This window comes from Companilactobacillus miaonis, from assembly GCF_036913615.1.
Classification (GTDB): domain Bacteria; phylum Bacillota; class Bacilli; order Lactobacillales; family Lactobacillaceae; genus Companilactobacillus.
On sequence record NZ_JAYKTX010000001.1, the window covers coordinates 182,829 to 195,513 of the forward strand.

The window sequence follows — 12,685 nt, forward strand, 5'->3', positions numbered from 1 at the left end:
CCTCATTTTACTGTTAGTTCATACTTATATGATAGCACTGATAGAAAGTACATGGGGGCCGTTTCTGCTCGCATGATTCTAGGTCCTAATCCGACTGATAAAAAGTCGTGATCATTTAAAAACTCAACTTCATCCGGTGCAAAACCACCTTCAGGTCCAAAAGCACAAAGAATCGATTCTGGATTCTCATTTAAGGTTTGTGCTAGAAGTGAGATCTCACCTTGTTTGGCTGACTCTTCATAAGCCACCAAATTAGTAGCCGCTTTTATATCAACCAAATCAGTTAACTTATTTAAATAACTAACTTCTGGTATCACTCGTCTTTTTGACTGCTGAGCGGCATTTTTGGCTATTTCTTGTAATCGACTCAATTTCTTTTCAACTACATTGGATTTCCAATGCATGATAGCGTATTTAGAATTGAAAAAGACGATCCGTGTCGCACCCAGTTCAGTTGCCTTTTGAGTGATCCACTCAACCTTGTCTTTTTTCGATAATGAACAAGCAATCGTCACATTAAGTGGCAGTTCTGTTGTTTTCAGAGTTTGTTTTTTAGTTTCAACTAAAAAAGCTTTATTATCACTATCGACTTCCTTAATTGTCGCCGCAAACAAACTTTGAGTATTATCAACTAAGAAAATCTTATCGCCAATTTTATGTCGTAATACTTTAATTATATGTTGATAATTTTCTGTGTCAGTTATTTTGAATTCATCTGAATCAATTTTTTCTTTAACGAAGTATTGCTCCATCTTCTGCCTCGAATTCTTCTTTTCTTCTGCAAATCAACGTTGACCAACCCTTTAAATGGATGGCTTCCAAAACTATGAAACCAATTTCTGCCATTTTTTGCGTGATCAAGGATTCTTTTTCATTAATAATACCAGATAAGACGACAAAACCGTTGGCATTTAAATGAGCATCGATTTGAGGAATGAATTGTAAAATCACATCGGCCAAAATATTGGCAACAATCACGTCGACTTTCCCGTTCACGCCATCTAGTAAGGAGTTTTCAAATACCTCAATGTCCTCACAACCTGGATTCAATTTGATATTTTCTTTAGCAGCTTTTACGGCGACTGGATCTAAATCAAAGGCTTGAATATCTTTAACGCCGAGTTGTCGAGCTTGAATCGAAAGGATTCCTGAACCTGTTCCAACGTCGTAGAGTGATTTGGCATCTCCAAGGATCATCTCTAAAGCTTGCATACAAGAAAAAGTTGTCGGATGAGTTCCAGTACCAAAGGACTTACCTGGATCCATCACAATAGTGTGCTCGTCAGGATTTTGTGGCTTGTAGTCGACCCAATTAGGGACAACAGTCAAATAGCGACTGATCTTGACAGGATGGTAATATTTCTCCCATTCATTTTGCCAAGCGCTGTCATCTAAATCACTGACAGAAACTTCAACTCCAGTGATATTAAAGCCAAATTGTGGCAATTCGTTGATAGCTTGTTGTAAATTATTTAAAATTTTTTCATCATAATCTTTTGGGTCAAAGTAAGAGTTGATCTTCGTTTTGACACTTTTATCTTCATCATCGACCATTTCAGTCCCGTTAGCACCAACGCGCATTAGGACATCAGAAATAATCTCTGGGTCGAAATCATTAGGAATTTCAACCGTAATTTTTTTCCAAATCATACTAGTTCCTCCATTGTATTAAGATTACTAAAAATTAACGACAAAAAAAAGACGTTTGAGCAGTTATTTTGCTAAACGTCCGATAGAATTCATAAATTTTGCTTCACTAGCGTGAATTTTTTTCTTTGCTGCTTCTAAACGTCGATGATCAACTAAATTGTTGTCAACATCTAAGCAATCCAAGGCACTAATAATATTGACGAAATAATTATTCAATGTTTCCGCGAGAAAACTTTTTTCAAGATGATATTTGACAACATAGGAATTACACAATTTGATAAACTGGTGCACATTGATCATGTAATTCTCCACCAAACGAGAGTAAGTTTCATAACGCAACGCTTCTCCACGTTCAATCACCTTAATCGTTTTAAAATATTCCGTAAAAACCTCACGATAAGTCAAAAATCGATCCAACAACACATTCGTTTCAATCAAGTGATACCTCTCTACGCTTACTCCCATAACTAACACCTCATTTCGTTTTTTATATAATATCATATGTTTTATATTATGAAAAGTATTAGTTTTATTTAATAATGATATTTATGAAAAATAGCTAAATATATTTCTCGTGGAGGTCTGAATCTCACTTCTATGTTTTATTTACTTTCCATTTATTTAAGAACACTAATTCTATTCTGATCTGAGGGTTGATATTTTCACAAGTTATTGTGTTTCCCCCTATTTAAAATAGAAATAAAAACAATGTAAAACAAAAAAGATCTTACAAAATTGCAGCGATTTGCCACAGTACTTGTGAGATCTTCTATTTTTTTCATGAAATTAAATCTAGTCTGAAGCAACAGCTCTGGGAAATGCTCAGCCCTGAAATTCCTCTTGGCCCTTTAGCCTAGTGGAAGGCCGAGCTTGGAGATTACGCGCACTTTGCGTAAGCTTCAAGTCGTGCCCAGAGCTGTTGTGGAGGACGGCATCAAACACCACCCAAGCTTAAAACTCTTATTGATCAGATTGTACTTTTTTATCAACTACTTTTTTTCGTAAAGATTCATCATTCTTAAATAATTTTTGAGCCTCAGATAATTTTTTAGGATTATTCTTGATTTCTGAAGAAATTTTACTAAAATCATTCTCGGCAGGATCTTCTTGATGTTTTTTAAAAAAACTCATATTACTCGCTCCTTATCCTGTAGTAACTATTATTATATTACTTTATAAAAATAGTGGCTTTGTTATTATATACTAAGTAAGAGTTAAGTTTTAGGAATTGGTGACGAAAATGAGTAAAAAAAAGAAAATTCAAAAAACATTAGTCGAGAAAATCCTCGATAAACAAAAAGTTACATACGTTCCGATGACGTTTGAAACTGAATCTGATGGTGATACTCAGGAATTGGTAACAGACAAATCGACTCGTGATGGCTATAAAATTTATAAGACACTAGTCTTAACTGGGAATAAAACTGGCCCATTAGTTGGTATGTTGCCACTGGATAAGCACCTCAGCTACAAAAAATTAGCCAAGATCTCTGGTAATAAAAAAGTCGGGATGGTGCCATTAAAAGATTTAGTAAAAACTAGTGGTTTTGAACACGGCGCAAACAGTCCGGTCGGAATCCATTCACTGCACAACTATCCCATCTACTTCTCAAAAGAAGCCGATGAAACTGAAAAAATTATTGTCTCAGCCGGAAAAATTGGGCAATCACTCTTGGTTGAACCACATGACTTGGCAAAATCTGTCAATGCGAAATTTGGCGATTTTGCGGTCGACAATCCTGAATAAAGCAAAAAAAGAGCCGAGAATTTTCTCGACTCAGTTTGTAATAATATTTTAAGCAGCTTTATTCTTCAAATTAGCGATAGCTTTTTCAATGGTTGTACCGTTACCAAAGCGATTGCTATCATTAACATCAACTGCTGTGAATAATTGATCCTTAAGATCTAAAAGAATTCTATATTTCATATTATTCACTCCTCCTTTGTGTTCCGAATACTTAGAGGGTAGCGATTGTAGGTTATACTACATGGTTTAATTTCTAAAGTCAACTAAAAGGTTTATCTTGACTTTATTATTGGAATGAATAAAAATTATCTTACAATTAAAAAGGAGAATTCAATGAACAAAGACAATAACATTTGGAAATATGTTTTGGGCTTCTTTATCGCTTTGATTTTGTTTTCAATTTTCATGCACGTAATTTTGCCACTAATTGTCATTGCGGCAATCGTCGGCTTAATTTATTACTTATATAAGAAGCATCAAAAGAATAAGTACACTCCCGAGGGACGTAAAAAAGTTAACTAACACAAAGAGGACAAATCGATTTGATTTGTCCCCTTTTTATTTCTGTACTTTATCAACGTCGGCTGTGGCGGCAATCAACAATAAGACTGCTCCAGCAACGGCCGCGGAAATTACGTTAGCAGTAGTGAACCACTTAAAAATAAAACCTAAAAGTGCTAAGACTAATAGTACAATTCCTAAAAACATGTCGATTTTCATCAATAATTTCATTAAATACATCCCTTTTGTTATTATTTTCTATTAAAGAATACTAAAATAGTAAGTGAGACTTATTAATAACATTATACATTATCTTGGAGGATTAAAAATGGACAAAGCACAAAGACTCAGTATTCTAGATGATTTAATCAAACTAGAAACTGTCAACGGTCGCGAGGAAATCGTTGCAAACTACTTAAAAGATTTGTTTGAAAAAAATGGTATCGAAGTTGAATTGACTAAATACACTGACAATCGTTACAACTTAATCGCCACAATCAAAAATAACGATGGCAAAGTTCTTGGTTTCACTGGTCACCAAGACGTTGTCGCTACAGTTGATGATAGCAAGTGGAATTATGGACCATTCAATCCTAAACATATCGACGGAAAAATTTTTGGTCGTGGATCATCTGATATGAAGAGTGGTTTAGCTGGATTAGCTATTGCATTTATCGAATTAAACGAAGATCCTAACTTTACTGGCAATCTCAAGTTTATCGCCACAGTTGGTGAAGAAATTGGTGAATTGGGCGCTCAGCAACTTGCAAAAGCTGGTGTCGCAAATGATTTGAACGCTCTAGTTGTCGGTGAGCCAAGTAATTCATCATCTCGTTTAGTTTTGGAACAATTAGTTAACAATGGCTTGATTGAAACTAATGGTCAAAAAGCCGAGTCAAGACTTGCGGCCTTTTGTGCTCACAAGGGTTCAGTTACTTATAAAGTGGTTTCACATGGTAAAGCTGCTCACAGTTCAATGCCCGAAGCTGGAATCAACGCCCTTGATAATTTGATCACTTATTATAATGCCCAAAAGGATTACTTCAAACAATTAGTTTCCGTTGAAGATGATATTTTAGGTACTACTAAGCCATCAGTTACCATCATGAATGCCGGCGAGCAAGAAAACACTATCCCCGATTATGCTGAATTAACAGCTAAAATTAGAACTATTCCTGAATACAACAATGACAAGATCATTGAAGAATTAAAGGCTTTGATTGATAAATTAAATGCTGAAAATCCCAGAATGAACTTAGAATTCAAACTCGATAGCAGCAATTGGCCAGTTAAGACAGATATCGACTCAGACTTCATGCAACTAGTGCGTGATAGCTATAAAGAAGTTCTCGGTACCAATATTTTGACCGTCGGAGCACCTGGTGGAACTGATGCATCACAATTTGTTCGTGCCAATCAAGACCTAGACGTCGTGGTTGCGGGACCTGGAAATGAAAGCGCCCACCAAATCAACGAATTTGTCTTCGAAGACGATTATCTACAATACATCGAAATTTATAAGACTTTGGCTAAGAAATATTTTGCAAAATAAAGTCACCATATAAGAAGTATAAGTAATAAAAATTTTTGAAGTAAAAAACGTCAAAAATGTATTTTTATAACAGTATAGAACTCACTTTAAAAATCAGTAAATAAATCAAAGAGCATCAATCAGTAAAATCTTTAGGATTGCTGATTGATGCTCTTAATTTAGTTTAAATATTGATATATTTTTTTAACTGCATTTCATAACAAAGAAACTATTATAGGGATGATCCTGAGTAAAAAGTAGATTAATTTTAATATTTTAAATTAATATCTAAATTTTCACCATTCGAAGCAATAACACGCTTATACCAATAAAAAGATTTTTTCTTACTACGTTTTAAGCTTCCATTTCCTTGATTATCGCGATCTACATAAATGAAACCATAGCGTTTTTTCATTCTTTACCTATTAGGTATTCATGGTTATAAAAATGTTTAACCTCCCAGGATAAAGCATTTCCAAAATCCATGCCTTTTTTTAAACGTTGTATCGCAAAATGAATATGATCAGTTAAAGCAACATAAATGCTATCGCTTAGCCTTTTGCCTAATGATAATTTAGCATATGAAATAATTTCATCGCTGGCTTGTAGCTCTTGCATTGGAACATCTTTTAAGAGTAGTTTGAATCTATCAACACTTGCTGAAGTATTCAAAGCAAAAATTTTATCAATTTTAGCTTGTGGAATAATATCTCCACCAGTTTTATTAAATCCTAATTCTTTACCCATAACAATTACTTCACTGTCGTTTTGCGTTGAGGTAACAATATTGTTATTGATTACTTTCACTATTCTCAAATAGATATTTCTCCTTTCCCTATTTGAAAAATAAAACCCAGTTATCCCCTTTAAGGTATAACTGGGTTTAGCTCATAAAATCGTTTTTATGATAACAATCCCGATATAGAAATATTCTCGAATATTAAGATTGCCTACTTGAAGTCACAATCTACAAATTATAATAACATAAAAAAATTTTTTGCAATAGCGCTTACATTTTATAAAACCTTTTGCTTCAATTCCTCTTGTAAATTCTTATCGTACTCTTTAATTGATTTATTAAATGTCACAAAGAAACCACACAATAACGTACCAATACCAGCTATAACAAATAAGTTGTTCACTCCAATATTATCAGCTAGTGGACCAGCAAATATTAAGCCAACAGGACCTGCCAAACTCATCAACGAATTCATAATTCCTAGAATTTTACCTAAATTCTTAGCAGGATAACTTTGCTGAATAATAGCCATTAATAAAGTATTGAAGAATGGCGCAGAAATTCCTCCAAAAACGTTTAATATTGCAAACCACACATATCCCACGTGATTTGGCGGTAAAAAAGCACTCCATCCCATACTTATCCCAATAATGAATATTGACCAAGTTATTGGTTTAATTCTGTCTTTCCAATTTCCAAAAAAACCAATTATTGCACCACCTAAAAGTGATCCAATTGAATATACAACTTCAATAAGACCAGCCTCCATAACTGAACCCTTAAAGTATGACATAGTCATCAGTGGAAACATGCTGACTGCCGGCATAAATGCCAAAGTAAAGAAAGTTCCCATTAACGTGATATTCCAAATACCCTTTTTAGAGTACAATTGTTTCAATCCAAATTTAGCATCTGCCAAAATATGTACATGCTCATCAATATGAGAAAACTCTGGAATTTTAACTAAAAATATAATAAAGAAAACCGCAATTATAGCACCTAAAACATCAAATAAAATTAACAGGGGCATTGAAATGATCGAAAATAAAAATGCTCCTAAAGCTGGTGCGATAATAAAATTTGCTGACTGAACCATTCCCAATTGACCATTTATTTTAGTTAGTTGCTCTGAGGGAATCATGGTTGGAAAAATCGATTGAATTGTTGGCATTTGAAAGGTTTGAGCAATCGAACGTATCAATAACGAAATAAAAATGAGCCAAATTGGGAAATCATGAGATAAAAATCCCACGACTGATAAGATAATCGCAAAGATTGCCGCAATTACATCAGGTATAACCAAAAGTGCTTTTTTGTTAGTACGATCAACAAACGGTCCTATAAATGGACTCAAAATAACTGCTGGTAACATCCCTAATAAAGTAGCTATACTTAAAATGGATGCCGACTCCGTCTGCTTTGTTAAATACCAGATAATAGAATATTGAACGATCATACTAGTTATGCCAGAAAAAAATTGACTAAATAAAAACAAATAAATATTTGGACGCCAATTTTTAATTTGATTTTCTTCTTTCATTAAAGTCTCCTTTATATTTTGAATTTATATTTTGAATTTATATTTTGAATTTTTATTCATTTAATATTACTTGTCCTGAACCACTATGGATAACTAGTCCACTTAATCCGCCTTGATGGTACTTTCCCCCACTTGTTGCTTTCTTTTCTCCATTCAATTTGAATTGCCCATTGTCAACACTAACAGTGATTCCAGGTACTTTCACCTTACTTAAAGTAGTACTACCATTTTTTTTGATTAATTGACTACTATCATTGATAGTTAAATTTCTAAGAAATGTGCCTCCATTACTGTGTTTAATAGATAAGGTTTCTATGGACAGATTTTTCAATTTCAAAGTACCATTCAATTGATTAATAATTACATCCTTCAAATACGGATTAGAAACTGTCAAAACTATCGTTGGTGTTTTACCAATTTCTATTTGATGACGCTGAGCATCATCTTCATAAACCTTTAATATTTTATTATCATTGTTTACTATAAATTGATTTTTAGCAACATCTTTTAAATAAATTTCGTTTTTTGTACCATTTTCAATTTTTACTATTGCTGAGCGTAAACGTAAATCAATTGTTTTTACATCTGAAATTTTTAATGTTTCAGTCTTCAACTCATGTATCGAACCCGTACTAATATTTATGCGTTTATTAGTTTTGTTTGTCCACAAAAATGCTCCTAATACTAGTACTCCTGAAACAATTACAATTAACATAATTATAAAAAACATTTTCTTCATCCTATTTCTCCAATTTATGAATGAATTTTTTATCCGTTCATTCATTCCTCTAAAATAAAAAAAGTGAATTATTTTAATATCACTTTTAAAATTGCTGTTAATAAATCATTTAATAATTGAAAATAATTTTGCGTTTCAATTTCGTTTTGATGAATATCTACTACAATCACTGCGTTAAACATACTCACTATTCTGGACTCTGTCATTCCGGTTGCTAATAATCCTAATTCTTGCCAACGATTGATCAACTCAATAAACGTTGTGTAAATGATACTATCCTCAATTGAATTTTGGCTATTCTTTTCTATCTGTTGATGAATTTCTTCATTGGTAAACCATTCTTGTAATATTTTATTATTTTTTGACTGCTCAATAATTTCATTTAATGCGGTTTGAACTACAGTAATAGGGTCCCCATCTATATCCAAATTATTAATAATTACTGCTTTAATTCTCTCATTTTCATCATTATATACTTGTAAAAAAATAGCTAATTTTGAATCAAAGAAATTATAAAAAGTTCCTACTGCCATATTAGCTTTTTTTGTAATATCAGAAACATTAGTATTCTTAAAACCTTTTTTTAAAAACACACTATGCGCTACAGACAATAATTGTTGTTTTTTATCCAAAAAAGTATCCTCCTTTATCCATGAATGAATATTATTTCAATTCATTCATTTTGTCAATAGAAATTTTTCTAGATAAAACTAAACATTTTTATATTGCTTCATAAGTAACACACTAAACCAAATGAATAACATACCGCTCAAGAAAATAATGGCTATCATTACAGATCTAGAAACATTTAAATTACCAAAATTATACAGAATTCCGTTTTCTAAAGCATCACTGGTCATAATTTGTCGAAATAATATTGCACCACTATTTGCTGGAACTACAATCATAACTTTTTGAATCCATTCTGGAAAGATACTAATGGGGATAAAGGCACCAGTTAAAAATCCAATATCGGAAAACTTTTGAAATTATCCGACTGGACTGAAAAGGTGACACCGTTTGGCTTCATAGATAAAGTTCCGGTTCATCATTTCGACGTGGCAATTTTTTGGTGGCAACTACTCATCCCTGTTATTTTAATTATTATCGGTTATCTTGGTTACCGAAAACGTGATTTAATAGCTAAATAATTTTCATAAAATTATAAAAGAAAAGTGCTAAAATTTAATTATCTATTTTTACGGAGGATTATGATGAGTTCAATTTACATCAAAAAAGCACAAGTTTCAGATCTAACCGAAATCATGAAAATTATCGATCAAGCAAAGGCCATGTTGAAAGCTGACGGTAGCTCTCAATGGCAAGGTGGATATCCTGATATTGCCACTTTAAAAAATGACATTATGGCTCAACAATGTTGGGTTTTGATGGTCGATCAAAAAGTTGCTGGCACTGCCACGCTGATTGTCGCCGATGACCCTAACTACCATGAAATCTTTAATGGCGATTGGGAAAATAAAACTGACCCATATGCCACAATTCATCGCATCGCTATCAACCCAAATTATTCAGGTCAACATCTTGGAAAAATCTTTGTCTCAAATTTGCTTAGCCAATCGATTCAAAACGGGATTCACAATTTTCGAATTGACACTCATCAACTAAATAAACGAATGCAACATCTAGCTACCAACTCTGGCTACATTCATCGTGGAAAAATTTATGTTGATGAACCAGCTGAGAATCATGAAGATAATGCCCGTTTAGCTTTTGAATTAAATCTATAAATGAAAAAAAGTATTGTGTTAACTGAAATCCAGTTAATACAATACTTTTTTATTAAACCTTAAATTTCCTAACTAATACTACTAAACCAAGCATAGCCATTCCTAAAGCTGACATCAAAATACCCTTACTATTTCCAGCTTGTGGCAATTTGCCGCTTTCATTTGTAGAACTAATGGCTGATCTAGTTGTTGGAAACATTGAACTTTGGCTCATTAATGGTGTTTTTTCATTAACAGTATCAGGAACACTTGGCTTAATTGAACTATTCAAATCAAGTTCTTTATCTTCTAAGCCACCTTCTGAACCGCCATTGATAATTATTTGTTGGTCGTCATCTTCGTCTTCTTCAAAGTTCTTACCGGGATCAATTCCGAAACCAGGGTCTACTGACAAATCAGGATTGATTAGTGTTTCTTCTTCTTCATCCTCTTCGTCTGTTCCTTCATCAGTATCTGTATTAGGGTCTATTGTAAAACCAGGATCAACAACTTGTTCTTCTTCCTCTTCTTCGTCATCTTTCTCATCAGGGTCTGGGTTTGAACTTTCATCTGGATCTACTGAAAATCCAGGATCAACAGTCAATTCTTTTTCATCAGTTTCTTCATCCGGTTCTTCTGGTGTCGTTACAATATTGTTGTTATCTTGTAAATCCCAGCGATGAGTTTCACCGCCAACAACATTCACTTCATTGGCAACAATGTTGCCATCTAAATTGTGATGTACATTAATTGTTGCATCCGGTGCTAAAACGCTACCTTGGAAAGTGTTGTTCATTTCAATTGCACCAGTAAATTGTTTGTTACTACTTGAACTGTCATAGAAATTCCATAGCAAATGATTGTCATCAAAGTATTCTGTTTCTTGATTTGGTCTTTCCACTGGTCCATCTTCACCATTATTGAATCTCAATTTAATTTGTGAATTCATTTGATATGGGTTTTGGCCCTTTGTATCAACGTTAATAATTACTGAAGTTCCACCAGCGTCAGCTGATAAGCCTGAAATTGTCAACGGTGTATTACTGTTTAATACTTCCGGCGCAAGATTAATTACGATTTGGTTGTTACTGCCAACTTTGAAATCACTGAGATCGATAACACGGTGATTGTGATCTTCAAAACTATCACTAGTAATAGTTTCTCCATTTGCAATTGCGTAATTAGCTGATTTACCTTCTAATTTCGCAAATTCTTGAGCAAAGTCGATATATTCATTTGAACCTTTGTCTTGATAAATTTCGTCATTTAATAAATGGCTGATAGTTGTCCCATTTACAAGTGGTGAGTTATCACCTAATTCAACATCATTAACTTCACCAAAAATAACTTTATTTGTGCGGTGGTCATTAGCGCTGACAAATGAACTCTCAGCCATATTTTTAACTTCTTGAATATAAGAAATATCTTTATCCAATAATTTTTCATCAGTAATGTTAGTCCCAAAATTAACATTTCCAATTAATTTCTTTGCAGCAACGTTCCCATTCGTATGTGCATTTAATGTAGCTTCATTAACAAAAATATGGAATTTAGATGCATAACCCAAATTATTCTTAGATACATCAGTAAAGTCATCACTGACGTGTCCTCCATTTTGAACTTCAGGATTAAGTGATTTTCCAGAAACATTTTGAATAGATACAACTGTATTTTCGTCAGCTTTCACATTTGTGATTCCCATCCCAGATAATACAACTGCACTGATTGCAACACATGATAAAATATTTATTCTTTTTTTCATTAACGTAAATTTATTACTCCCTTATTAATTTTTCAACGATTATTATTATCTTATGAAAACAATAAGATTTTTATTCAAGTTATGAAAAATCTTTTTTCTGAAAATGAATAAATTGTTTTATTTAAATTGAAGTTGGGTTGCGTTTAATTGCCGTCTCAGATAACCAATTCTATTCCGAATCCTTGGAATTTCAGTTTATGGTTTGGTACTTTCTTTTATGGAAAACAAAAAACAGCATCTATTCTCTAGTCTTCGAAACTTAATTCGTTCACTATAAAAACAGATGCTGTTATTTTTTTAAATCATCTAGGAAAAATCCAGAATAGAACAATTATTCCTCAATGAATGGAAGTAAATAATCAATAAATCCGCTATTTGTTGCGGAGGACAGCAATTAAATCCTACCAAAATTGAACTCGTAAATTGCCGACTCCATATGACCACTGGTAAGGTCCTGAACGGGCAATTCTCGTTAATTCATTGATCATATCTAATACTTTATGATCATATTCTTTTCCCAAATTTAACTTAGTTGACAATGTCCACAGCGTTATCCCATTAACCGTTTTGGCTGCCACTATTTCAGCCGGTTGGTCATCATTTAACGCTTGACCAGCTTTGACCAAAATTTGCATTACATTTGAATCAACTTTTCTAAGTTTAAAGATTTGATACATTTCATCGATTATTTCAAAGACTCGCTTTGAATTCTCATCTTCCAATATATCGATCCCCCATTACTTATCTGA

The 12,685-nt window shown here is 33.1% G+C and carries 17 protein-coding genes and 1 pseudogene; 5 read left to right on the plus strand and 13 right to left on the minus strand.

Going from position 1 to position 12,685, the window contains the following annotated elements; translation table 11 throughout:
- Positions 1-2: 2 nt before the first annotated feature.
- The 4 genes from U8521_RS00815 to U8521_RS00830 form a co-directional block, all read right to left on the minus strand.
- Positions 3-752: an RsmE family RNA methyltransferase gene (locus U8521_RS00815; protein ID WP_334351545.1), complete on the minus strand. Its 750-nt coding sequence runs from the start codon at positions 750-752 to the stop codon at positions 3-5.
- Entirely contained in the window at positions 733-1,650 is a 918-nt protein-coding gene (gene prmA, locus U8521_RS00820) for a 50S ribosomal protein L11 methyltransferase (RefSeq protein ID WP_334351546.1), read from the minus strand. Before prmA ends, U8521_RS00815 begins: the two co-directional genes overlap by 20 nt.
- A gap of 63 nt (positions 1,651-1,713) precedes the next feature.
- The gene (locus tag U8521_RS00825; protein WP_334351547.1) at positions 1,714-2,115 is read right to left on the minus strand and encodes a hypothetical protein; all 402 of its coding nucleotides are present in this window, start codon (positions 2,113-2,115) and stop codon (positions 1,714-1,716) included.
- Between the two features lie 495 nt (positions 2,116-2,610).
- Positions 2,611-2,781 (minus strand): hypothetical protein, encoded by a 171-nt coding sequence (locus tag U8521_RS00830; RefSeq protein ID WP_334351548.1) that lies wholly within the window; start codon positions 2,779-2,781, stop codon positions 2,611-2,613.
- 109 nt (positions 2,782-2,890) lie between these two features.
- Here U8521_RS00830 and U8521_RS00835 point away from each other — a divergent pair, with 109 nt between their 5' ends.
- A complete protein-coding gene (locus U8521_RS00835) occupies positions 2,891-3,397 on the plus strand; it encodes an aminoacyl-tRNA deacylase (protein ID WP_334351549.1) in 507 nt (168 codons plus the stop codon).
- Positions 3,398-3,445: 48 nt separating this feature from the next.
- Here U8521_RS00835 and U8521_RS00840 read toward each other — a convergent pair whose 3' ends face one another.
- Positions 3,446-3,577, minus strand: a complete 132-nt coding sequence (locus tag U8521_RS00840; protein ID WP_334332809.1) for a hypothetical protein — start codon at positions 3,575-3,577, stop codon at positions 3,446-3,448.
- Between the two features lie 153 nt (positions 3,578-3,730).
- Between U8521_RS00840 and U8521_RS00845 the strand changes: the two genes are divergently transcribed.
- The gene (locus U8521_RS00845) at positions 3,731-3,919 is read left to right on the plus strand and encodes a hypothetical protein (RefSeq protein WP_334332810.1); all 189 of its coding nucleotides are present in this window, start codon (positions 3,731-3,733) and stop codon (positions 3,917-3,919) included.
- 36 nt (positions 3,920-3,955) lie between these two features.
- Here U8521_RS00845 and U8521_RS00850 read toward each other — a convergent pair whose 3' ends face one another.
- Positions 3,956-4,129 (minus strand): hypothetical protein, encoded by a 174-nt coding sequence (locus U8521_RS00850; protein ID WP_167849779.1) that lies wholly within the window; start codon positions 4,127-4,129, stop codon positions 3,956-3,958.
- Positions 4,130-4,226: 97 nt separating this feature from the next.
- On the opposite strand from U8521_RS00850, the gene U8521_RS00855 reads away from it, so the two are divergent.
- Positions 4,227-5,450 carry a M20/M25/M40 family metallo-hydrolase gene (locus U8521_RS00855; RefSeq protein ID WP_334351550.1) on the plus strand — a complete coding sequence of 408 codons (1,224 nt, stop codon included), beginning with the start codon at positions 4,227-4,229 and terminating at the stop codon, positions 5,448-5,450.
- A gap of 247 nt (positions 5,451-5,697) precedes the next feature.
- Here the strand turns inward: U8521_RS00855 and U8521_RS00860 are convergent.
- The 5 genes and pseudogenes from U8521_RS00860 to U8521_RS00880 all read right to left on the minus strand — a co-directional run.
- Positions 5,698-5,844: pseudogene (locus U8521_RS00860) on the minus strand (family 1 glycosylhydrolase); the annotation flags it as partial.
- Positions 5,841-6,236 (minus strand): CAT RNA binding domain-containing protein, encoded by a 396-nt coding sequence (locus U8521_RS00865; RefSeq protein ID WP_334351613.1) that lies wholly within the window; start codon positions 6,234-6,236, stop codon positions 5,841-5,843. The pseudogene U8521_RS00860 and the gene U8521_RS00865, both read right to left, overlap by 4 nt.
- 209 nt (positions 6,237-6,445) lie before the next feature.
- Positions 6,446-7,708 carry an MFS transporter gene (locus U8521_RS00870; protein WP_334351551.1) on the minus strand — a complete coding sequence of 421 codons (1,263 nt, stop codon included), beginning with the start codon at positions 7,706-7,708 and terminating at the stop codon, positions 6,446-6,448.
- A gap of 52 nt (positions 7,709-7,760) precedes the next feature.
- On the minus strand, positions 7,761-8,447 hold the full coding sequence (locus tag U8521_RS00875) for a DUF4097 family beta strand repeat-containing protein (protein ID WP_334351552.1): 687 nt from the start codon (positions 8,445-8,447) through the stop codon (positions 7,761-7,763).
- A gap of 68 nt (positions 8,448-8,515) precedes the next feature.
- On the minus strand, positions 8,516-9,079 hold the full coding sequence (locus U8521_RS00880; RefSeq protein WP_334332814.1) for a TetR/AcrR family transcriptional regulator: 564 nt from the start codon (positions 9,077-9,079) through the stop codon (positions 8,516-8,518).
- A 351-nt stretch (positions 9,080-9,430) separates the two neighbouring features.
- Between U8521_RS00880 and U8521_RS00885 the strand changes: the two genes are divergently transcribed.
- Both U8521_RS00885 and U8521_RS00890 read left to right on the plus strand, forming a co-directional pair.
- Complete coding sequence (locus U8521_RS00885) at positions 9,431-9,598, plus strand: efflux permease Rv1217c-related protein (protein WP_334351553.1); 168 nt, start codon at positions 9,431-9,433, stop codon at positions 9,596-9,598.
- 63 nt (positions 9,599-9,661) lie between these two features.
- Positions 9,662-10,195: a GNAT family N-acetyltransferase gene (locus tag U8521_RS00890; protein ID WP_334351554.1), complete on the plus strand. Its 534-nt coding sequence runs from the start codon at positions 9,662-9,664 to the stop codon at positions 10,193-10,195.
- A 52-nt stretch (positions 10,196-10,247) separates the two neighbouring features.
- Here U8521_RS00890 and U8521_RS00895 read toward each other — a convergent pair whose 3' ends face one another.
- Both U8521_RS00895 and U8521_RS00900 read right to left on the minus strand, forming a co-directional pair.
- Positions 10,248-11,936, minus strand: a complete 1,689-nt coding sequence (locus tag U8521_RS00895) for a collagen-binding domain-containing protein (RefSeq protein WP_334351555.1) — start codon at positions 11,934-11,936, stop codon at positions 10,248-10,250.
- Positions 11,937-12,337: 401 nt separating this feature from the next.
- On the minus strand, positions 12,338-12,658 hold the full coding sequence (locus tag U8521_RS00900; RefSeq protein WP_334332818.1) for a hypothetical protein: 321 nt from the start codon (positions 12,656-12,658) through the stop codon (positions 12,338-12,340).
- Between the last annotated feature and the right edge of the window lie 27 nt (positions 12,659-12,685).

Coding starts and splice junctions, on each gene's coding strand:
- U8521_RS00815 (WP_334351545.1), bottom strand. CDS start 752: ATGGAGCAATACTTCGTTAAAGAAAAAATTGATTCAGATGAATTCAAA.
- prmA (WP_334351546.1), bottom strand. CDS start 1,650: ATGATTTGGAAAAAAATTACGGTTGAAATTCCTAATGATTTCGACCCA.
- U8521_RS00825 (WP_334351547.1), bottom strand. CDS start 2,115: ATGGGAGTAAGCGTAGAGAGGTATCACTTGATTGAAACGAATGTGTTG.
- U8521_RS00830 (WP_334351548.1), bottom strand. CDS start 2,781: ATGAGTTTTTTTAAAAAACATCAAGAAGATCCTGCCGAGAATGATTTT.
- U8521_RS00835 (WP_334351549.1), top strand. CDS start 2,891: ATGAGTAAAAAAAAGAAAATTCAAAAAACATTAGTCGAGAAAATCCTC.
- U8521_RS00840 (WP_334332809.1), bottom strand. CDS start 3,577: ATGAAATATAGAATTCTTTTAGATCTTAAGGATCAATTATTCACAGCA.
- U8521_RS00845 (WP_334332810.1), top strand. CDS start 3,731: ATGAACAAAGACAATAACATTTGGAAATATGTTTTGGGCTTCTTTATC.
- U8521_RS00850 (WP_167849779.1), bottom strand. CDS start 4,129: ATGAAATTATTGATGAAAATCGACATGTTTTTAGGAATTGTACTATTA.
- U8521_RS00855 (WP_334351550.1), top strand. CDS start 4,227: ATGGACAAAGCACAAAGACTCAGTATTCTAGATGATTTAATCAAACTA.
- U8521_RS00870 (WP_334351551.1), bottom strand. CDS start 7,708: ATGAAAGAAGAAAATCAAATTAAAAATTGGCGTCCAAATATTTATTTG.
- U8521_RS00875 (WP_334351552.1), bottom strand. CDS start 8,447: ATGAAGAAAATGTTTTTTATAATTATGTTAATTGTAATTGTTTCAGGA.
- U8521_RS00890 (WP_334351554.1), top strand. CDS start 9,662: ATGAGTTCAATTTACATCAAAAAAGCACAAGTTTCAGATCTAACCGAA.
- U8521_RS00895 (WP_334351555.1), bottom strand. CDS start 11,936: ATGAAAAAAAGAATAAATATTTTATCATGTGTTGCAATCAGTGCAGTT.